A 19,426-nucleotide genomic window follows, 5' to 3' on the forward strand; every position below is an offset into this window, starting at 1 on the left:
TGTGCTCCTGGGGAGGGGACTGCAAGTCATGCGCAGTGGGGCGAAAGTCGCCGTGATCGGCTGTGTGTTCGCGGTGGTCGCCGGTGGTGTCGGCTATGGCGGCTACAACCTGTACAGCGGGCTGACCGGCGACGGTGACGGCGTCGGGACCAGGTCCGCGTCCGGGGAGCGCAAGTCCGGGCCGCCGAGTGCCGAGGAGATCGACGAGACCGCGAAGGACTTCCTCGCGGCGTGGGCCGGCGGTGACGCGCCGAAGGCCGCGCAGCTGACCAACAACGCCGTCGAGGCCGAGCCACTGCTCGCGGGCTACCGTCAGCAGGCTCATGTCTCCCAGGCCGTGATCACCCCCGGCAAGGCGGTCGGCGCGAAGGTGCCCTTCACGGTGAACGCGACGGTGTCGTACGAGGGGCAGAGCAAGCCCTGGACGTACAGCTCGGCGCTCACCGTGGTGCGCGGGCTGAGCACCGGCAAGGCGCTCATCGACTGGGCGCCGGCCGTCGTGCACCCGAAGCTGACGAAGAACACCTCGCTCAAGACCGACCAGGCGTCCGCCCCGCCGATCAAGGCCGTGGACCGCAAGGGCCGGGAGCTGACGAAGGAGAAGTACCCCTCGCTGGGCGCCGTCCTGGACGCGTTGCGCAAGAAGTACGGCGAGGCCGCGGGCGGTACCGCGGGCATCGAACTCGTCGTCACCTCCACCGACCAGGCCGTCGCCGACCGGACCCTGCTGACGCTGAGCGAGGGCAAGGAGGGCAAGCTGACGACGACGCTGGACGCGGACGTCCAGGCCGCCGCCGAGCGGGCGGTGAAGAAGTACAGCCAGGCATCGGCCGTCGCCGTCAAGCCCAGTACCGGTGAGATCCGGGCCGTCGCCAACAGCCCGGCCGACGGGTACAACACGGCGATGATGGGCGCCCAGGCCCCCGGTTCCACGATGAAGATCGTGACCGCGGCGATGATGATGGACCAGGGCGTCGTCAAGGGCCCGTCCGCGAAGGTGGAGTGCCCGGCGAACGTGCAGTGGATGGGCAGGACGTTCACCAACCTGGACGGCTTCTCCATCCCGAGCGGCACGTTCGAGGAGAGCTTCCGCCGCTCCTGCAACACCGCCTTCATCAAGGCCGTCAAGCCGCTCGACGACCGTGACGTGTCCGGGACGGCGCTCGGTGCGACCGCGAGCAAGTACTTCGGCATCGGCCTCGACTGGCAGACCGGCGCCGTCAGCGTCGACGGCAGTGTGCCCGAGTCGGCGGGCGCGGAGACCGCCGCCTCGTACATCGGCCAGGGCAGGATCACGATGAACGCTCTCAACATGGCGTCCGTCGCGGCGACCGTGAAGAACGGCGGTTTCCTCCAGCCGGTCATCGTGCCGAAGGGCCTCGACGACCGCCCGCTGGCCACCGCGCAGCGGCTGCCCGGCTCCATCGCGGGCGCGCTGCGCCAGATGATGGGCGCGACCGCGCGGTACGGCACCGGCCAGGCCGCGATGTCCGTGGTGCAGGGCGACAAGGGCGCCAAGACCGGCTCGGCGGAGGTCGACGGGCAGGGCACGTCGAACAGCTGGTTCACCGGATACGCCGGGGATCTGGCCGCCGCGGCCGTCGTCCAGTCCGGAGGTCACGGTGGCGACGCGGCGGGCCCGGTGGTCGCGCAGGTCCTCAACGCCCGCTAGCGGCAAGGGCCGAGAGCGAGGGGCCCCGGGAGGCTCCTCGAACACCCGCCCGTCGTCGTTTCCACCATCCGGAATCTGTTCGCGTGCCCCGTACAACCACCGCTAGCGTGCGGCCATGAGCACTCACGAAACGGAAGCCCATCCCCGGTTCGCGGCCGCCCTGCGCGAGCTGGGGCTCGACGTGCCGGTCCGCCGGTTCCCCGACGCCACGCGGACGGCCGCCGAGGCCGCGGCCGCCATCGGCTGCGACGTCAGCGAGATCGTCAAGTCACTGATCTTCGAGGCCGACGGCGAGCCGGTGCTGGTGCTGATGGACGGCTCCTCGCGGGTCGACATCGAGCGGGTACGTGAGGAGCTCGGCGCCGCGAAGGTCGGGCGGGCCAACGCCGACCTGGTCCGCGAGACCACCGGCTACGCGATCGGGGGCGTACCGCCCTTCGGGCATGTCACCAGGACCCGGGTGCTGGCCGACCGCGGTCTGCTCGCCCACGAGGTGGTGTGGGCTGCGGCCGGGACCCCGCACACCGTCTTTCCGCTCGACCCGAAGTCGCTGATCGCGCACGCGGGCGGCACCCTGGTGGACGTCCGCGAGCGCACGGCGTGACGGTACTGGTCGCCGTAGCGGTTCTCATCGCGGCGGTCACGCACGCCAGTTGGAACGCGATCGCGCACACCGTCCACGATCAGCTCGTCGGCTTCACGCTCATCGGCGGCGGGGCCGCGGTCATCGGCGCGGTGCTGGCCTGTTTCAGCCCGGTGCCGGCCGCCGGCGCGTGGCCGTATCTGGTCGTCTCCGCGCTGCTTCACATCGGCTACCAGGCCCTGCTGATGCGGTCGTTCTCGCTGGGCGACTTCGGCCAGATGTACCCGATCGCCCGGGGCACCGCCCCGCTCGTGGTGACGGTCCTGGCCGCGGTGTTCGTCGGCGAGCGGCTCGGCGGCTGGCAGCTGGCCGGTGTGGTGCTGGCCTCCGCGGGTCTGGTCGGGGTGGCGCTGTGGGGCTTCCGCGGAAAGGGCGCCCGGCCGCACTGGCCCGCCCTGCTGGCCGCGCTGGCGACCGGCCTGTCGATCGCCGCGTACACGGTCGTGGACGGGGTCGGCGTCCGCGCCTCGGGGTCGGCGGTCGGCTACATCGCCTGGCTGATGATCCTGGAAGGCCTGCTGATCCCGGCGTACGCCGTGCATGTGTACCGGGGCTCGCTGGTGGCCCGGATGAAGCCGTACGCGGTACGCGGCCTGCTCGGCGCGGCGCTGTCGATGGCGGCGTACGGGCTGGTGCTGTGGGCGCAGACGCGGGCGCCGCTGGCGCCGGTCGCGGCGCTGCGGGAGTCGTCGATCATCGTGGGCGCGGCGATAGGCGCCGTCTTCTTCAAGGAGCGGTTCGGCGCCCCGCGCATCGCGGCGGCGGGACTGATGGTCGTCGGCATCGGTCTGATGCTGCGGGTGGGCTGAGCGGCCGACGGACGTGGTCGTGGGCGGCCGTCGTCGACGGTGGGCGTTGTCAGAGGCGACCGTTACGGTCGGCCTCATGACAGCCAGAATCGATCTCACCCTCGACTGTACGGACGCGCAACGGCTCGCGGAGTTCTGGAAGCTGGCGCTCGGATACATCGACGAGCCTCCGCCGCCGCCGTTCGCCACCCGGGAGGAGTGGCTCGCGCAGTTCGACCTGCCGGAGGACGACGAGGACGACGGGGCGTGGCTCTGCGATCCGCAGGGTGCGGGGCCGCGGCTCTCGATCCTCAAGGTGCCTGAGCCGAAGACCGCGAAGAACCGGCTGCACATCGACATCCGGGTGCCGGGGCACGGCAGCGACGAGGAACGGTGGGGCAGGATCCGGGCGGAGGCGGACCGGCTGGTCGCGGCGGGCGCCACCGTCCAGCATGTCTTCGACGGCCATCACCTCTTCATGGCCGACCCGGAGGGCAACGAGTTCTGCGTCGCCGCCGGCCCGGCAGATCCGGCCTGACGCGCCCGGACCCGGCAGGCCCGGCGAGACCGGTCCGCCGCCGCCTTCAGTCCTGCTGCGCCCATGTCACCCGGTGCGGCGCGATCACCTCGTCGAACCCCGTGTTCACCGCGAGCAGGCCGCCGTCCACCCGCAGCGTGATGCCCGTGATCCAGGCCGCGTCCCGCGAGGCCAGGAAGGCGACGGCCGCCGCGATGTCCTCCGGTTCACCGACGCGCCCGAGGGGGTAGACCCGGCCGAGTGCCGCGAGGCTCTCCTCGCGGCCCGCCCACGACGGCGTACGGACGGTCCCCGGGTTGACCTGGTTCACGCGCACGCCACGGGGTGCCGCGTCGCCCGCCAGCGTGCGGGTGAGCGAGGCGAGGCCTGCCTTGGCCGCGCTGTAGGCGTGGTTGCCGAAGTCCTGTTCGGCGTTGACGGAGCCGATGTTGACGATCGCGCCGGTGCCGGAGGCCTCCAGATGCGGCAGGGCGGCGCGGGCGCAGCGGAAGGCCCCGGTGAGCGAGATGTCGAGGTCGCGCGCCCAGGTGTCGTCGGGCTGGTCCTCCAGCCGCGGGGTGTCGGGGGCGCAGGAGTAGGCGTTGTTGACCAGGACGTGCAGGGCGCCGAACCGTTCGACGGCGTACGCCACGGCCGCCTCGACCTGGGCGCGGTCGCCGACGTCGCAGCCGAGGGAGTCGGCTCCGGGGATGTCGTCGGCGGTCCGTGCCGCGGCTTGCGCGTCCAGGTCGGTGACCAGGACGCGGGCGCCTTCGGAGGCGAGCCGTCGTGCGATCGCCTCGCCGATGCCGCGCGCCGCGCCGGTGATCAGTGCGCCCTGTCCCTCGAACCGCCTCGGTCCGCCGATGCCGCTTCCGCTGCTCATAGCGCCGAACGTACCGCCCGGATCAGCGCCTGGGCACGGGGGTCCGCGGTGACGCCCTTGCGCATCCCGTTGGTCACATAGCCGAGCGCGATGCCCGACTCGGGGTCGGCGAAGCCGAGGGAGCCGCCGCGGCCGGGGTGGCCGAACGAGCCCGGGCCGAGCATCGGGGCGGCCGGGCCGTGGAGCATGAAGCCGAGGCCGTAGCGGGTGTTGACGATCAGGACGCGGTCGGGGCCGGCCGACTCCTCGGTGCGGGCGAGGGTGAGGGTGGCCGGGGCGAACAGCCGCGGGCCGCCGTCCACCGTGCCGATGGTGGCGGCGTAGAAGCGGGCGAGGGCGCGGGCGGTGGAGATGCCGCCGGAGGCCGGGAGTTCGGCGGCGCGGTAAGTGGGGTCGTTCTCGTCGGGCAGCGGGTCGATGGCCCCGAACGCGCGGCGGGTGAGGGAGTCGGGGTTGTGGTAGGCCTCCACGACGGCCGGCTTGGGCCGCAGTTTGAGTCCGCCGCCGTCGGCCGTCTCCGGCTCGGGCACCGGCCCGATGCGGCCCACGCGGTGGGCTTCGTCCGCCGGCAGTCCGATCCAGAAGTCGAGGCCGAGCGGGCGGGCGATCTCCTCGGCGACCCAGCGGCCGATGGTCCGGCCGGTGACCCGGCGGACGAGTTCGCCGATCAGCCAGCTGTAGGTCTGTGCGTGGTAGCCGTGAGCGGTTCCGGGGTCCCAGGCGGGGTGCTGCGCGGCCAGAGCGGCGGGCCCGCTGACACCGTCGCAGGCCTCCGCCGGGGTCAGCGGACGGTCGAGCACGGGCACTGCGGCACGGTGGGAGAGCAACTGCCGTACGACGACGCGGTCTTTTCCGGCCGCCTTGAACTCGGGCCAGTACGTGCCGACGGGGGCGTCCAGGTCGATCTGGCCGCGCTGGTGGAGCAGGAGGACGACGGCCGCCGCGACGCCCTTGGTGGCGGAGCGGACGATCTGTGCGGTGTCCAGGGCCCACGGCTCGGGGCCGTCCACGTCACGTGTGCCGGCCCAGAGGTCGACGACCTTCTTCCCGTCCCGGTAGACGGCGACGGCCGCGCCCCGGTCACCGCGCTGTTCGAAATTGCGTAGGAAGGCGTCCTGGACCGGCTCGAAGCCTGCCGCCACCGTGCCCCGGACATCCACTGCTGCTGATCTCCCGCTCCCGCTCATCCCTCCATGGTGCATCGGACGCCACCGCTCGTGACTCGCGGGTCAGCTCAGGACGATCGGGAGGTCGATCTTGTCGCGGGTGGCGTGGGAGTACGGGCCCACCTGGTGTGCGGCGCAGACCCGTGCGGCGGCGAGCTCCTGGTCGAGCGGGGCAGCGAGCCAGCGGGACACAGTCCTCGTTCACGCGCCCATGGTCACGGACCTCGGGTCGAAGCCGAAGGGCAGTTCGAGGCGGTGCTTGCGCATCAGGGCGTCGTCGCCCAGGAGATCCTGCGTACGCCCGTCGGCGGCGATGACGCCCTCGCTGAGGATCACCGCACGCGGGCAGAGCTCCAGGGCGTACGGCAGATCGTGCGTGACCATCAGGACGGTGACGTCCAACGACCGCAGGATGTCGGCGAGTTCTCGCCGCGAGGCCGGGTCGAGGTTGGACGACGGTTCGTCCAGCACGAGGATCTCGGGCTCCATCGCGAGCACGGTGGCGACCGCGACCCGGCGGCGCTGGCCGAAGGAGAGATGGTGCGGGGGCCGGTCGGCGAACTCCGCCATGCCCACCTGCGTCAGGGCCGCCACGACGCGCGTTTCGAGCTCCGGGCCGCGCAGGCCCGAGGCCGCGGGTCCGAAGGCGACGTCCTCGCGGACCGTGGGCATGAACAGCTGGTCGTCGGGGTCCTGGAAGACGATGCCGACGCGGCGGCGGATCTCCGCGAGATGCCGCCTGGCGACCGGGAGTCCGGCGACGGACACGGTCCCCGCGCCGCCGGCCAGGATGCCGTTGAGATGGAGGACCAGGGTGGTCTTGCCCGCGCCGTTGGGGCCGAGGAGGGCGACCCGCTCACCGCGGCCGACCGTCAGGTCGACGCCGAAGAGCGCCTGGTGCCCGTCCGGATAGGCGTAGGCGAGCCCCTTCACTTCGAGGGACGGAGGCGTCGGGTCGGCGGGGGCGTTCGTCACCGGGTCGGTCGGGTCGGTCGGCGCGTTCGTCATAGTGTCCATCCCAGCAGACAGACCGCGAGCGCGGTCACGGGGAGGGCCGCCGCGTACGACCACTGGGCCCGGGACGCGGTGACCTCGTCGATCACGGGCATCGTCCCGGTGTATCCCCGGCTCACCATCGCCAGGTGCACCCGCTCGCCGCGCTCGTAGGAGCGGATGAACAGCGCGCCCGCGGATTTGGCGAGCACACCCCAGTGGCGCACCCCTTTCGCCTCGAAGCCGCGCGAACGTCGGGCGATCGACATACGGCGCATCTCGTCCGCGATGACATCGCCGTAGCGGATCATGAAGGAGGCGATCTGGACCAGCAGGGGTGGCAGCCTGAGCCGCTGGAGCCCGAGCAGCAGCGAGCGCAGCTCGGTCGTCGAGGCGAGGATCACGGACGCGGCGACGCCGAGCGTGCCCTTGGCGAGGATGTTCCACGCGCCCCACAGGCCCGGGACGCTCAGCGAGAGGCCGAGGAAGGAGACCTGCTCGCCGGGCACGACGAAGGGCATCAGCAGCGCGAAGGCGACGAACGGGATCTCGATGAGCAGCCGGCGCAGGAGATACCCGGCGGGCACCCGGGCCACGGCCGCGACCGTGGCCAGCAGCACCGCGTACAGCCCGAAGGCCCACACCGCTTCTCGCGGTGTGGAGACCACGACCAGCACGAAGCAGAAGACGGCGACGAGCTTGCAGTGCGCGGGGAGCTCGTGCACGGGCGAGTGCCCGTGCCGGTAGAGCTTGTGGCTGTGGCCGGCGCCCATGTCAGACGGAGTCGGGGACGCGGGTGGCCTCGGACTCGGTGGCCCGGCGGCGGCGGACGACGACGTAGAAGATGCCGCTGCCGACCACGACGGTCGAGCCGACGCCGATGACGCCCGCGAGACCGCCGGAGATCCGGGCGTTCGAGACGTCCGCGACCCCGTAGTCGGCTAGTGGGGAATCGGCGGCCGCGTGCTCCTCGACCTTCTTGTCGATGCCCTTGTCGGCGGCGACCTTCTCCAGGCCGTCGGGGCTGGCGGAGGCGTAGAAGGACACGAAGCCGGCGAGGACGACGGCGGTCGCGAGGCCGGCCAGCCAGACCGTGCGCGGCGACCGCGCGGCGACGGGCTCGGGGGCGACGGGCTCGGCGTCGACCAGCTCACCGCCGACGCGGAGCTTCAGCGGGGTGCTCAGACCGCGGGCGCCGTAGACGAGGTCGGGCCGGACGGCGATGACGGCGCCGACGGTGAGCATGGTGATCACGGCCTCGCCGATGCCGATGAGGACATGGACGCCGACCATCGCGGTGAGGACCTTGCCGATCGGGACCTCGGTGGTCCCGCCGATCGCGTAGATCAGGGTGAAGGCCGCGGCGGCGGCCGGTACGGAGATCAGCGCGGCAACGAAGGAGGCGACGGTGATCGAGCGGCGCTTGCGGGGCAGGACCGCCAGCAGTCCACGGAACAGCCCGTAGGCGACGAGGACCGTGACCACGCCCATGACGGTGATGTTCACGCCGAGCGCGGTGAGGCCGCCGTCCGCGAAGAGCACGCCCTGCATCAGCAGAACGACGGCGACGCAGAGCACGCCGGTGTAAGGACCGACGAGTATCGCGGCGAGCGCGCCGCCCAGCAGATGTCCGCTGGTGCCGGCCGCGACGGGAAAGTTGAGCATCTGTACGGCAAAAATGAAGGCGGCGACGAGGCCCGCCAGCGGCGCGGTGCGCTCGGCGCCGATCAGTGCGACGGGGGATCCACCCAGCTCACGGCGGGCGCCGCGGAGGCTGACGGCGACCGCGCCGGCGGCGACGACACCGGCGGCCACCGAGACCGGGGCGTTGATGAATCCGTCGGGGACATGCATAGCGGGCTCCGCTCCGGACAGGTGAATAACTGTTCAATGATAGTGCCCTGTTGCGAACGACTTGCAAGAGCGGACGCGTCACAACTGGTGATCGAGTCCCTCGCCCGGAAATATGGGACATTGGAGGGCATAGAGGTTAAATCGTGAGGAGCGGCACATGTCCACGGTCATCGAAGAACACGCATGGGCACGCATCGTCACGGACGCTCCTCAGCACCGGCCGGTCCGCGTCGCTCTCTGGTACGAACCGACGGACGCGCCGCAGTCCGTCCGCTTCACCTTCCCCGACGGACGGGAGTGGACCTTCCCCCGCGAGCTGCTGGAGAAGGGACTGCGCGTCCCCGTGCGCCGCGGCGATGTCGAGGTCTGGCCGTGCGGCCGGGTCCAGACGGTCGTGGAGTTCCACACCTCGGACGGCGTAGCGGTGGTGCAGTTCGACTCCAAGGCCCTGATGCGCTTCCTGCGGCACACGTACGCGGTGGCCGCACCCGCCCCCCAGGGGTGACGAGCACGACCACCGTGTCCCCGCGACGGCCCCCGTCCCCACGGGTCCGTCGCGCAACCGGGGGCGCGCACAGCCGCTCGCAGCGGCGCCCCCGGGCTCGTGCCGGAGTCAGACGCGCACCAGGTTGCGCTCCTCGTCCGGGTCTTCGGGGCTGACGCCGTCGTCCTTCGAGGTCAGCTGCTTGTGCAGCTTCTCGCCCTCGACGTCGACGTTCGGCAGCAGTCGGTCCAGCCAGCGCGGCAGCCACCAGGCCTTGTGGCCGAGCAGGGCGAGGACCGCGGGCACGACGGCCATCCGGACCACGAAGGCGTCGAAGAACACCGCGATCGCGAGGCCGAAGCCGATCATCTTGATCATCTGCTCGCTGGACCCGATGAATCCGGAGAAGACGGCGATCATGATCACCGCGGCGGCGCTGACGACGCGGGCACCGTGCTGGAAGCCGGTGACGATCGCCGCACCCGGGCGCTCCCCGTGGACGTACGCCTCCCGCATGCGCGTGACGAGGAAGACCTCGTAGTCCATCGCCAGGCCGAAGACGACACCCACCATGAAGATCGGCATCATCGACATGATCGGCCCGGTCTGCTCGACCCCGAACAGCGATCCCAGCCAGCCCCACTGGAAGACGGCGACGACCGCGCCCAGTGCGGCGACGACGGAGAGCAGGAAGCCGAGGGCTGCCTTCAGCGGTACGAGCAGTGACCTGAAGACCACCATCAGCAGCAGGAACGCGAGTCCGACGACCAGGGCGAGATAGGGCAGCAGGGCATCGTTCATCCGCTGCGAGAAGTCGATGTTCATCGCGGTGGCGCCACTGACGAGCACGTCGTCGCCGCTGGAGTCACGGATGGAGTGGACCAGATCCTCGGTGGCGACCGAGGACGGCCGGTCCTTCGGGATGACCGTGATCATCGCGGTGTCGCCGGCCTTGTTGAGCGTCGCGGGGGTGACCGCCGCGGCGCCCTCCAGGCCCTTGATCGTCTCGACCGTACGGTCCGCGGCGCTCTTGTCGCCGTCGACGACCACCAGCAGCGGCCCGTTGAAGCCGGGGCCGAAGCCGTCGGACAGCATGTCGTAGGCCTTGCGCTGCGTGGTGCTGACCGGCTGGGAGCCGTCGTCGGGCAGTCCCATCTCCAGGGACGCCGCCGGGATGGCGATGGCGCCGAGGCCCACCACACCGGCGAGCAGCACCATGACCGGCCGGCGCAGCACGAAGCGGGACCAGCGGGTGCCCATGTTCGGCTTGTCGGTGACCGGCTTGCCCTTGCGGACCTTGCGGCCGAGCACCCGCTTGCCGGCGAAGCCGAGCAGGGCGGGGATGAGGGTGAGCGCGATGAGAACGGCGATCACGACCGTGCCGGCCGCGGCGAAGCCCATCTTGCTGAGCATCGGGATGTTGACGACGGCGAGGCCGACGAGGGCGATGACCACGGTCAGGCCCGCGAAGACGACGGCGGAGCCGGCGGTGCCGACGGCCCGGCCGGCCGCGTCCTCCTGCTCACGCCCCTCGGCGAGTTCGGCCCGGTAGCGGGAGACGATGAAGAGGGCGTAGTCGATGCCGACCGCGAGGCCGATCATCATCGCCAGCGTGGAGGTGGTGGACCCGAGGTCGAGGACGTTCGCCAGCGCCGTGATCGTGGAGATGCCGATGCCGACACCGATGATCGCGGTGAGCAGCGGCAGTCCGGCCGCGACGAGCGAGCCGAAGGTGATGACCAGGACGACAGCGGCGATCGCGACACCGATGATCTCGCCCGCTCCGGTCTCCGGGACGGTCTGCAGCGCGTCGCCGCCGATCTCCACGGTCAGTCCGGTGCCCTGCGCCTGGTGGCCCGTCTTCTCCAGCGCCTCCCGGGTCTCGTCGGTCAGCTCCATGCCGTTGACCTTGTAGGTGACCGAGACGTAGGCCGTCGAACCGTCCTTGGAGACCGCGTTCGCGGTGTACGGGTCGGTGACGGAGGAGATCTGGTCGGAGCCGGCCTTGAGGTCGGCGACCGCCTTGTTCACCTCGGCCTTGTTGTCCGCCTGGGTCATCTTCTCGCCGCTCGGGGCCTTGAAGACGACACGTGCGGTCGCACCGTCGGGGCTGGCCCCGGGGAACCGCTCTTCCAGCAGGTCGAAGGCCTTCTGCGCCTCGGTGCCGGGTATCGAGAAGGACGACGAGGTGGCGGTGGACGCGGAGGCCGCACCGACCCCGGCGAGCGCGAGCAGAGCGACCCACAGCAGCAGGACGAGTTTGCGGCGCCGGAAGGCGGACCGCCCGAGTTTGTAGAGGAACGTGGCCACGAGGGCGTACTCCCGTGTGTGAGGTGAACAGGGCATGGGGAGCCGGCCCGACGACGAGAGCGGCGCGCGTCAGGTGGTGCGGGTCGTGCTGCGGGGAGAGGTGACGTGGGGAACGTCGGTCGCCGTGGGGCGGCGACAAAGCATCAGACTCCGAGGGCCGGCAGGACCACGGCGTCGATGTACCGGTTGAGAAAGGCCCGGTCGGGGAGCCGGTCCTCGATCATCTGCCGGGCGACGAACGCGCCGACCAGCATGTGCGGCACGAAGTCCAGCGCGGGGTTGTCCGCACTGACCTCCCCGCGCTCCACCGCCCGCCGCAGCAGTGTGTCCAGCCCGGTGATCTCGGGCTCGATCAGCAGCTCCCGCAGGGCCTCATGGAGATCGGGGTTGCCGTGGATGGCCTGGGCGAGACCCCGCATCAGCGCGGAGTCCCTCTCCATCTGACAGTCGTCGGTCTGGTCCAGCATCGCGTGGAAGTCACCACGCAGGCTGCCGGTGTCGATGTCGCCGACATTCACCGGCTTGCTGTGCCGCAGGGCGGTGGCCACCAGCTCGGGCTTGCCGCGCCACTGACGGTAGAGGGTCGCTTTGCTCGATCGGGTCCGGGTGGCCACGGCGTCCATGGTCAGGGCGTCGTATCCGACTTCGCGCAACAGGTCCAGTACGGCCTCGTACAGCTCTGCCTCGCGCTCGGGGGTGAGCCGACTGCGTGTGGTCATGATCGGCCTCCCTCCATCCGAACGAAACGGTTTCGTACACATCGAAAGGTACCCCACCCCTCAGCGAAACGACAACGTTTCGCTTGTGTCGTGGATCACGAATCGGTTCCGGCCACACCGGATCCGGCCGGATTCACCCGGCCCCACGAGTTGCCGCACCCCCTGCACACGGAAAGCATTGGAAGGTGAGCGACGACGTGGCGTACCTCCGTTTCCCGCATCTGCACGACGACTTGCTGTGCTTCGCCGCCGAGGACGATCTGTGGATCGCCCCTCTGGTGCCGCAGGGGCAGCGGCCGGGACGGGCCTGGCGGCTCACCGTCGACCGGACCCGGGTCGGCCATCCCCGCTTCTCCCCCGACGGCCGGCACATCGCCTACACGACCTGGCGCAGCCTCGACCCCGAGATCCATCTCGCGCCCGTCGAGGGCGGACCGGCCCGCAGACTCAGCTACTGGGGCTCCACCGACACCCGGGTGTGCGGCTGGACCCCGGACGGCCAGATCCTCGCCGTCTCCTCGCACGCCCAGCCCTTCTCGTACTTCTCCTGGGCCTACAACGTCCCGACCGACGGCGCTCCCGGCGCGAAGCTGCCGTGGGGGCCCGTCTCGCACATCGCGGTCACCGACGTGGAGGGAGAACGGCGCACCCTGCTGCTCACCGGCAAACCGCCGCACGAGCCGGCCGCGTGGAAGCGCTACCGCGGTGGCGCCACCGGCCGGCTGTGGCTGCACGGCCGACGGCTCCTCGCCGACCTGGACGGGCATCTGGACTGCCCGATGTTCGTCTCCGGCCGGATCGCGTTCCTCTCCGACCACGAGGGCATCGGCAATCTCTACTCCTGCCTTCCCGACGGGAGCGATCTGCGGCGCCACACGGACCACGACGCGTTCTACGCCCGGCACGCCTCCAGCGACGGCCACCGAATCGTGTACCAGTGCGCCGGGGACCTGTGGATCGTCGACGACCTCGGCCCGCAGGGGATGCCCCGCAAGCTGGACGTGCGGCTCGGCGGACCGCGCGCCGGACGCCGCCCCTACCAGGTACCGGCCTCCAACCACGTCGACTCGATCTCGGTCGACACGACGGGCCGGGCCAGCGCCGTCACCGTCCGCGGCAGTCTGTACTGGCTCACCCACCGCGACGGGCCGGCCCGGACGATCGCCGACACCCCGGGCGTACGCGTGCGGCTGCCCGAGATGCTCGGCACCGGCGGCCAGGTCGCCTATGTCACCGACGCGGAGGGCGACGACGCCGTCGAGATCGCCTATCTCCCGCGGGCGAGCGGCGAGCGGGAACCGCGCCGGCTGGCGTCCGGCCGGCTCGGCCGGGTGCTGGAGATGGTGTCCGACCCGGACGGGGAGCGGCTCGCCGTCGCCGCGCACGACGGCCGGCTGCTGCTGCTCGACGCGGCGGAGGACTCCGCGGGCGAGACCACCGAGCTGATCCGGTCCCTCAACGGGCCGGTGCGCGATCTGGCCTTCTCCCCCGACGGGACGTGGCTGACCTGGTCGCACCCGGGCATCGGACGTTCCCTGCGCCAGATCAAGATGGCCCGGATCGCGGACCGCACGATCGTCGATGTCACCAACGGCCGTTTCGAGGACGAGAATCCGGTCTTCACCAGCGACGGCCGCTATCTCGCGTTCCTGTCCTGGCGCGGCTTCGACCCGGTGTACGACGTGCACACCGGCGACCTGTCGTTCCCGCTGGGCTGCCGGCCCTACCTCGTACCGCTCTCCTCGGCCACGCCCTCGCCCTTCGCGCTGTCCCCGGACGGACGGCCTGCGGCCGGCGGTCTCGACCCCATCGAAGACTCCCTGCTGCCGCCCGAGGAGGGAGCCGGTACCAGCACGGTCATGGTGGAGCTCGAGGGACTGGAGAGCCGGGTGACGCCGTTCCCGGTCTCGGCGTCCAAGTACTCGGCGCTGTATCCCGTCAGCGGCGGCGGACTCGTCTGGCTGCGCTGGCCGATCTCCGGAGCCCTGGGCGAGACCTTCGTGAATCCCGCCGACACCTCCGGGCGCCCCACGCTGGAGCACTTCGACATCGCCAAGGCCCGCAAGACCGAACTGGTGGGCCATCTCGACTGGTTCGCGGTCAGCGGTGACGGCAGCAGGCTGGTGGTCGTCGACGACGGCGATCTGCGCGCGGTGCCCGCCACCGAGTCGGGCGACAGCGACTCGACGGTCTACCTGGATCTGCGCAGGATTCTGCACGACGTGGACCCGGCGTCCGAATGGCGCCAGGCGTACGCCGAGGCCGGCCGGCTCATCCGCGCCTACTTCTGGGAACCGGAGATGTGCGGGATCGACTGGGACGGGGTGCTCGACCAGTACCGCCCCCTGGTCGAACGGGTCGCCTCACCCGACGAGTTCGCCGATCTGATGCGTGAGGTGCTGGGCGAGCTGGGCACCTCGCACGCGTACGTCACCCCCGCCCGCCGCAACGAAGGACCGCCGCACTACCAGCGGGCGATGGGCCTGCTGGGCACGGACCTGGTCTGCCGGGACGGGCAGTGGATGGTCAAGCGGATCCTGCCCGGCGACTCGTCCGACTCCAAGGCCCGTTCCCCGCTCGCCGGTACGGGCGTCCACGAGGGCGAGATCCTCACGCATGTGGACGGCCGGCCGGTGGACCCGGTGACCGGTCCGTTCCCGATGCTGGCCGCCGCGGGCGGGACGACGGTGGAGCTGACGTTCTGCCCGGCCGAGAACGAGGAGCGCTCACGCCGGGTGGCGATCGTGCCGCTGATCGACGAGCGCCCGCTGCGGTACCAGTACTGGGTGGCCAAACGCCGTGAAGTTGTACGGGAGTTGAGCGGCGACCAGTGCGGCTACCTCCACATCCCCGACATGGGCGGCTCCGGCTGGGCGCAGTTCAACCGCGATCTGCGGCTGGAGGTCTCCCGGCCGGCGCTGATCGTCGACGTCCGCGGCAACGCGGGCGGACACATCAGCGAACTGGTGGTGGAGACACTGACCCGGAAGATCATCGGCTGGGACCTGACGCGGAACGCGCAGCCGGTCTCGTACGCCTCCAACGCACCGCGCGGCCCGGTGGTCGCGCTGGCCGACGAGGCGACGTCCTCGGACGGCGACATGATCACGGCGGCGTTCAAACTGCTCAACCTGGGCCCGGTGGTGGGCAGCCGCACCTGGGGCGGGGTGGTCGGCATGACCGGCCGCCACCGGCTGGGAGACGGCACGGTGATCACGGTGCCGATGAACGCGGCCTGGTTCGACGCCTACGGCTGGTCGGTCGAGAACCACGGCGTGGAACCGGACCTGGACGCGCTGCGCTCGCCGCTGGACTGGGCGGAGGGCCGCCATGTCCAGCTGGACGACGCGGTGCAGCTCGCCCTGGAGATGCTGACCCGGCAGCCGCCGGCGGAACCTCCCGGCTACGACTCCGTGCCGGACCTCCGCCGCCCCAAGCTCCCGCCGCGCTGAGGAAGTTGGACGCCGGGGCGCGCAGGTGAGGGCAGGCACCGCAGGCAAGAGGCGCATCCGCTCGCGCGGATGCGCCTCTTCAGTCACACGCAGCGTCAGGCGTTGCGGTCCTGACCGAACTGCTCACGCATGGGCTCCTCGCGGGGCGTCCGCTCACGCGTGGGCTCCTCACGGGAGGTCCGCTCACGCGGCTCCTCGTGGCCCTGCGGCCGACGACGCTCCTGCGGCTGCTGCTGACCCTGCGGGCGCCGGCGCTCCTGACCCTGCTGACCGCGCTGGGACGTCTCGTCCTTCGCGCCGGCCGGGGCCTGCTTGGCCTGGTTCTTGAGCTCCTGCGCCTTGTCCTTGAACTGGTCCTGAATGCCCATGCTTGTTCACTCCTAGAGGGGTGTGAGGGAGAGCGGGGACTGGTGTGCCCCCTGGGCCTCGACCAGCGTGGCACGCACGGACACGCTGCGCATTTCGATCAACTACGCTGCGTGCGCGCCGCCTCGTCGGCCGCCCCTCCGGCACCCACAAGGCCCTTGGCAACACTGGCCAGACGCGGTTCGAAGCGCTTCATCTCCCGCTGTCCCACGAGCCCGATCACGGGCGGGAGATACCCGCGCAGCGACTGCATCCCGCGCAGCCACCACTGTCCGTAGACATGCGCCGAGCGCCGTTCGATCCCGGCCACGATCCGGTCGACCGCCGGGCCCAGCGGATAGGTGCGGTTGGAGGGCCACGGCAGCCGCTGCCGCAGTTCGCGCATCACGTCGTCCTGGTCCGCACCGCGTACGAGGTCGGTGTCCGTCCAGGACAGATAGGCGACGCCGACCCGCACCCCGCGGTAGCCGACCTCGGCCCGCAGGCTGTGCGCGAAGGCCTCGACGCCGGACTTCGACGCGCAGTACGCCGTCATCATCGGCGCGGGTGTGATGGCAGCCAGCGACGCGATCTGGAGAAGGTAGCCGCGGCTCTCCACGAGGACCGGCAGAAATGCCCGTGCGGTGACGGCACTTCCGATCAGATTGACCTCGATGACCCGGCGCCAGGCGACCGGGTCGGAGTCCATGAACGGCCCGCCCGCGGCGACCCCGGCATTGGCGACGACGATGTCGACCTTGCCGAAGCGCTCCTTGACCTCCTGCGCGACCCGCGCCATCGCCTCGTGGTCGGTGACGTCCGCGTACCAGTGGTCGCTCTCGCTGTGGAGCCGCGCCGAGACCTTCTTCAACTCGTCGGGCTCCAGGCCCACCAGGGCGACCTTCGCGCCGCGCGCCGACAGCTTGCGGGCCAGCAGCTCACCCACGCCGCGGGCGGCACCCGTGACAACGGCGACCTGTCCCTCCAGGCTCGTCCTGCTCATGCGGCCTCCTCCTTCACGCTCTTGATGTCCCCGTGGGGCGCGCCCTCGGCGTCCCCGGAGGAGTCGGTGACCCCATGGGCAGCGGCCAGCTCACGGATCTTCGCGGTGACGGCCTCCGGGGCCTCCACCGGTGTCATGTGGCCCGTGCCGTCGAGCTCCACCAGCTCACGGCAGTCGGGCAGATCGGCGGCGATCCGCCGGGCGTGCACCATCGGCGTGAGCCGGTCGGCCGTGCCCGCCAGCACCACGGTGGGGACGTTCAACTGCCGTACGCCGTCGTCGAGATCGAGGCCGGCGAGCACCTGCGACCAGGCCACCCGGGCCGCCCGCGCGCAGGCGTGGACGATCCTGGCGCACTCCTTCACCTGCCCGGGCGTGGCGTCGGGCCCCATGGTCCCGTACTTGAGGAGCCGCCGGGACAGGGGCGTGACGGGCCCGAGCGGGGCGCGCGCCCCGAGCACCATGCCGGTGAGCCGGGTCCGCAGCGGACCGCGGCGCATCGGCAGCACCAGCGACTCCTCGACCAGCCGGGAACTGCCGGTGCTGCACAGCAGCACCGCGGCGGCGTGCTCCGCGAAGGCGGTCCGTCCCGCCGCAGCCATCAGCGTCATCCCGCCCATCGAATGTCCGACGAGGACGGCTTTCTCACCGGGAGCCAGCGCGGCCGCGAGCACCGCCTCCAGATCGTCGGCGAGCACGTCCGTGCTCACGGCGGCGGCAGCGGTACGGCCGTGGCCGCGCTGGTCGTAGACGACGACCCGGAAGTCACCGGCCAGGTCCCGGATCTGCGCGGACCAGAACTCGGTCGAACAGGTCCAGCCGTGGGCGAGGACGACGGCGGGCGCGCCGTCGGGGCCGTACACCTCGGCGTGGATGCGCGATCCGTCGACCGAGACGGCGGTCAGGATGCGGGTCGCGGTCAGTATGCGGCTCATCGCACGGCCTCCGGCTGCTCGGTCACGACGTCATCGGCGGACCCGGACGGGCCGGTCGCCACGGCTTCACCTGCGGGGTCCGGCGCACCGGCCGGCACGGGCGCCCGCAGGATCTCGTACTCCGCGAGGTCCACCTCCCGCGTCGCCCGGCGGAACTCACGTGTCGTCCCCGGCCAGATGGTGGTGTTGCGCCCGCTCGCGTCGAGGTACCAGCTGGTGCAGCCGCCGGTGTTCCACACGGTGCGCTTCATCCGGTCCTGCACCCGGCGGTTCCAGGCGCCGACCGCGGACGCCCGCGGGGTGAGCGCCTTGCGTCCGCCGAGGATGTGCAACTGCCGCAGATAGTCGGCCATGTAGGAGAGCTGGGACTCGATCATCAGAATCATCGAGGAGTTCCCGAGGCCCGTGTTGGGGCCGATGATCGTCATCCAGTTGGGGAAGCCGGCGGCGGTGGCGCCGCGCAGCGACTGCATGCCGTCCTTCCACGCCTCCGCGAGCGTGATGCCGTCCGCCCCGACGACCCGTTCGGCGATCGGCAGGTCGGTGACATGGAATCCGGTACCGAAGATGATCACGTCGGCCTCGGTCTCGGTGCCGTCGGCCGCCACCAGCGTGGAGCCGCGTACCTCCGCGAGCCCGGACGCCACGACGTCCACATTGGGCCGGGCCAGGGCCGGGTAGTACGTGCTCGACAGCAGGATCCGCTTGCAGCCGATGCGGTACGACGGGGTGAGCCGGGCCCGCAGCGCCGGGTCCTTGATGGACTTGGCGATGTTCGCCTTGGCCAGGGACTCGACGAGCCCGAGTTCGTTCGGCCGCTTGGTGAACGCCTGGACCTGCAACTCCCGGATGCCCCACAGCAGTCCGCGCCGCGCGGACCCGGTGAACGGCAGCTGCCGGTGCAGCCAGCGCTCGGCCCCGGTGATCTTCCGGTCCACGCGCGGCATCACCCACGGCGGGGTCCGCTGGAAGAGCGTCAGCTTCCCGGCCTCCGGCTGGATGGCGGGGACGATCTGGATGGCGGACGCCCCGGTCCCGATCATCGCCACGCGCTTGCCGCGCAGGTCGTAGTCGTGGTCCCAGCGGGCGGAGTGGAAGACCTGGCCGGGGAAGCCGGCGAGCCCCGGGATGTCGGGGACCTTCGGGTCGGACAGCGGGCCGGTCGCGGAGACGACGACGTCCGCCGTGAAGGTGCCCTGGGACGTCTCGATCGTCCAGTGCAGCTGCTCGTTGTCCCAGGTCATCATCCGCACCTCGTGGCTGAGGCGGAGGTGGGGACGCAGATGGAAGGTGTCCGCGACGTGTTCGAGGTAGGCGCGGATGTGCTCCTGGCCGGAGAAGGTGCGCGGCCAGTCGGGGTTGGGCGCGAAGGAGAACGAGTACAGATGCGAGGGCACGTCGCAGGCACAGCCCGGATAGCTGTTGTCCCGCCAGGTCCCGCCGACGGAGTCCGCCCGCTCCAGGACGACGAAGTCGGTGATCCCCTCGCGGCGCAGCCGGACCGCGGCCCCCAGGCCGCCGAACCCGGATCCGATCACCGCCACCCGCACATGTTCGTGCGCTGCCTGCTTCCCCTGGCCCATGCCGCCGCCTCTCGCTGAACGTCACAACCCGATCCCAACCATGCCAGCAATCACTGGCACAGTTGGGAGAGTAGAG

Annotated in this window: 18 protein-coding genes; 6 read left to right on the forward strand and 12 right to left on the reverse strand. The window is 71.2% G+C overall.

From position 1 onward, the window contains the following. Nucleotides 1–28: 28 nt before the first annotated feature. From ACQPWZ_RS15240 to ACQPWZ_RS15255, 4 genes are all read left to right on the forward strand, one after another. Nucleotides 29–1,672 (forward strand): penicillin-binding transpeptidase domain-containing protein, encoded by a 1,644-nt coding sequence (locus ACQPWZ_RS15240; RefSeq protein ID WP_433571608.1) that lies wholly within the window; start codon nt 29–31, stop codon nt 1,670–1,672. A 115-nt stretch (nt 1,673–1,787) separates the two neighbouring features. Beyond that, nucleotides 1,788–2,276 (forward strand): YbaK/EbsC family protein, encoded by a 489-nt coding sequence (locus tag ACQPWZ_RS15245; RefSeq protein ID WP_340473609.1) that lies wholly within the window; start codon nt 1,788–1,790, stop codon nt 2,274–2,276. Next, nucleotides 2,273–3,124, forward strand: a complete 852-nt coding sequence (locus ACQPWZ_RS15250; RefSeq protein WP_340473610.1) for a DMT family transporter — start codon at nt 2,273–2,275, stop codon at nt 3,122–3,124. Before ACQPWZ_RS15245 ends, ACQPWZ_RS15250 begins: the two co-directional genes overlap by 4 nt. Nucleotides 3,125–3,200: 76 nt before the next feature. Then, nucleotides 3,201–3,641 carry a VOC family protein gene (locus tag ACQPWZ_RS15255; RefSeq protein WP_356705693.1) on the forward strand — a complete coding sequence of 147 codons (441 nt, stop codon included), beginning with the start codon at nt 3,201–3,203 and terminating at the stop codon, nt 3,639–3,641. 46 nt (nt 3,642–3,687) lie between these two features. On the opposite strand, the gene ACQPWZ_RS15260 is transcribed toward ACQPWZ_RS15255, so the two are convergent. The 6 genes from ACQPWZ_RS15260 to ACQPWZ_RS15285 all read right to left on the reverse strand — a co-directional run bounded on the left by ACQPWZ_RS15260 (nt 3,688) and on the right by ACQPWZ_RS15285 (nt 8,519). Further along, nucleotides 3,688–4,506 carry an SDR family NAD(P)-dependent oxidoreductase gene (locus ACQPWZ_RS15260; protein WP_383233446.1) on the reverse strand — a complete coding sequence of 273 codons (819 nt, stop codon included), beginning with the start codon at nt 4,504–4,506 and terminating at the stop codon, nt 3,688–3,690. After that, nucleotides 4,503–5,666 (reverse strand): serine hydrolase domain-containing protein, encoded by a 1,164-nt coding sequence (locus ACQPWZ_RS15265; protein WP_340477882.1) that lies wholly within the window; start codon nt 5,664–5,666, stop codon nt 4,503–4,505. Before ACQPWZ_RS15265 ends, ACQPWZ_RS15260 begins: the two co-directional genes overlap by 4 nt. A gap of 69 nt (nt 5,667–5,735) precedes the next feature. Next, a complete protein-coding gene (locus tag ACQPWZ_RS15270; protein WP_356705695.1) occupies nt 5,736–5,864 on the reverse strand; it encodes a hypothetical protein in 129 nt (42 codons plus the stop codon). 9 nt (nt 5,865–5,873) lie between these two features. After that, nucleotides 5,874–6,680 (reverse strand): energy-coupling factor ABC transporter ATP-binding protein, encoded by an 807-nt coding sequence (locus ACQPWZ_RS15275; protein ID WP_433571609.1) that lies wholly within the window; start codon nt 6,678–6,680, stop codon nt 5,874–5,876. Beyond that, complete coding sequence (gene cbiQ, locus ACQPWZ_RS15280; RefSeq protein ID WP_340473616.1) at nt 6,677–7,438, reverse strand: cobalt ECF transporter T component CbiQ; 762 nt, start codon at nt 7,436–7,438, stop codon at nt 6,677–6,679. Before cbiQ ends, ACQPWZ_RS15275 begins: the two co-directional genes overlap by 4 nt. Nucleotide 7,439: 1 nt before the next feature. Continuing rightward, nucleotides 7,440–8,519, reverse strand: a complete 1,080-nt coding sequence (locus ACQPWZ_RS15285) for an energy-coupling factor ABC transporter permease (protein ID WP_433571610.1) — start codon at nt 8,517–8,519, stop codon at nt 7,440–7,442. 157 nt (nt 8,520–8,676) lie between these two features. Here ACQPWZ_RS15285 and ACQPWZ_RS15290 point away from each other — a divergent pair, with 157 nt between their 5' ends. After that, complete coding sequence (locus tag ACQPWZ_RS15290) at nt 8,677–9,024, forward strand: SsgA family sporulation/cell division regulator (protein WP_313945822.1); 348 nt, start codon at nt 8,677–8,679, stop codon at nt 9,022–9,024. Nucleotides 9,025–9,132: 108 nt separating this feature from the next. Here ACQPWZ_RS15290 and ACQPWZ_RS15295 read toward each other — a convergent pair whose 3' ends face one another. Beyond that, entirely contained in the window at nt 9,133–11,313 is a 2,181-nt protein-coding gene (locus ACQPWZ_RS15295; RefSeq protein ID WP_433571611.1) for an MMPL family transporter, read from the reverse strand. A gap of 143 nt (nt 11,314–11,456) precedes the next feature. Next, nucleotides 11,457–12,032, reverse strand: coding sequence for a TetR/AcrR family transcriptional regulator (locus tag ACQPWZ_RS15300; protein WP_327683330.1), 576 nt, complete (start codon nt 12,030–12,032; stop codon nt 11,457–11,459). Between the two features lie 185 nt (nt 12,033–12,217). Here ACQPWZ_RS15300 and ACQPWZ_RS15305 point away from each other — a divergent pair, with 185 nt between their 5' ends. Continuing rightward, entirely contained in the window at nt 12,218–15,484 is a 3,267-nt protein-coding gene (locus tag ACQPWZ_RS15305) for a S41 family peptidase (RefSeq protein WP_433571612.1), read from the forward strand. Between the two features lie 95 nt (nt 15,485–15,579). Here ACQPWZ_RS15305 and ACQPWZ_RS15310 read toward each other — a convergent pair whose 3' ends face one another. The 4 genes from ACQPWZ_RS15310 to ACQPWZ_RS15325 all read right to left on the reverse strand — a co-directional run bounded on the left by ACQPWZ_RS15310 (nt 15,580) and on the right by ACQPWZ_RS15325 (nt 19,350). After that, nucleotides 15,580–15,852: a hypothetical protein gene (locus ACQPWZ_RS15310; RefSeq protein ID WP_356705703.1), complete on the reverse strand. Its 273-nt coding sequence runs from the start codon at nt 15,850–15,852 to the stop codon at nt 15,580–15,582. 98 nt (nt 15,853–15,950) lie between these two features. Beyond that, the gene (locus tag ACQPWZ_RS15315; RefSeq protein ID WP_328860851.1) at nt 15,951–16,832 is read right to left on the reverse strand and encodes an SDR family oxidoreductase; all 882 of its coding nucleotides are present in this window, start codon (nt 16,830–16,832) and stop codon (nt 15,951–15,953) included. Next, nucleotides 16,829–17,767, reverse strand: coding sequence for an alpha/beta fold hydrolase (locus ACQPWZ_RS15320; protein ID WP_433571613.1), 939 nt, complete (start codon nt 17,765–17,767; stop codon nt 16,829–16,831). The genes ACQPWZ_RS15315 and ACQPWZ_RS15320 overlap by 4 nt, the downstream gene beginning before the upstream one ends. Further along, nucleotides 17,764–19,350, reverse strand: coding sequence for a flavin-containing monooxygenase (locus ACQPWZ_RS15325; protein ID WP_433571614.1), 1,587 nt, complete (start codon nt 19,348–19,350; stop codon nt 17,764–17,766). The genes ACQPWZ_RS15320 and ACQPWZ_RS15325 overlap by 4 nt, the downstream gene beginning before the upstream one ends. Between the last annotated feature and the right edge of the window lie 76 nt (nt 19,351–19,426).

Source organism: Streptomyces sp. CA-251247 (assembly GCF_050952975.1).
Lineage (GTDB): Bacteria > Actinomycetota > Actinomycetes > Streptomycetales > Streptomycetaceae > Streptomyces > Streptomyces achmelvichensis.

What these genes read in the sequence shown, in the direction of transcription:
- ACQPWZ_RS15260 (WP_383233446.1), bottom strand. Translation starts at nt 4,506, where the DNA reads ATGAGCAGCGGAAGCGGCATCGGCGGACCGAGGCGGTTCGAGGGACAG.
- ACQPWZ_RS15320 (WP_433571613.1), bottom strand. Translation starts at nt 17,767, where the DNA reads ATGAGCCGCATACTGACCGCGACCCGCATCCTGACCGCCGTCTCGGTC.
- ACQPWZ_RS15245 (WP_340473609.1), top strand. Translation starts at nt 1,788, where the DNA reads ATGAGCACTCACGAAACGGAAGCCCATCCCCGGTTCGCGGCCGCCCTG.
- ACQPWZ_RS15315 (WP_328860851.1), bottom strand. Translation starts at nt 16,832, where the DNA reads ATGAGCAGGACGAGCCTGGAGGGACAGGTCGCCGTTGTCACGGGTGCC.
- cbiQ (WP_340473616.1), bottom strand. Translation starts at nt 7,438, where the DNA reads ATGGGCGCCGGCCACAGCCACAAGCTCTACCGGCACGGGCACTCGCCC.
- ACQPWZ_RS15290 (WP_313945822.1), top strand. Translation starts at nt 8,677, where the DNA reads ATGTCCACGGTCATCGAAGAACACGCATGGGCACGCATCGTCACGGAC.
- ACQPWZ_RS15275 (WP_433571609.1), bottom strand. Translation starts at nt 6,680, where the DNA reads ATGACGAACGCGCCGACCGACCCGACCGACCCGGTGACGAACGCCCCC.
- ACQPWZ_RS15310 (WP_356705703.1), bottom strand. Translation starts at nt 15,852, where the DNA reads ATGGGCATTCAGGACCAGTTCAAGGACAAGGCGCAGGAGCTCAAGAAC.
- ACQPWZ_RS15285 (WP_433571610.1), bottom strand. Translation starts at nt 8,519, where the DNA reads ATGCATGTCCCCGACGGATTCATCAACGCCCCGGTCTCGGTGGCCGCC.
- ACQPWZ_RS15300 (WP_327683330.1), bottom strand. Translation starts at nt 12,032, where the DNA reads ATGACCACACGCAGTCGGCTCACCCCCGAGCGCGAGGCAGAGCTGTAC.
- ACQPWZ_RS15255 (WP_356705693.1), top strand. Translation starts at nt 3,201, where the DNA reads ATGACAGCCAGAATCGATCTCACCCTCGACTGTACGGACGCGCAACGG.
- ACQPWZ_RS15325 (WP_433571614.1), bottom strand. Translation starts at nt 19,350, where the DNA reads ATGGGCCAGGGGAAGCAGGCAGCGCACGAACATGTGCGGGTGGCGGTG.
- ACQPWZ_RS15240 (WP_433571608.1), top strand. Translation starts at nt 29, where the DNA reads ATGCGCAGTGGGGCGAAAGTCGCCGTGATCGGCTGTGTGTTCGCGGTG.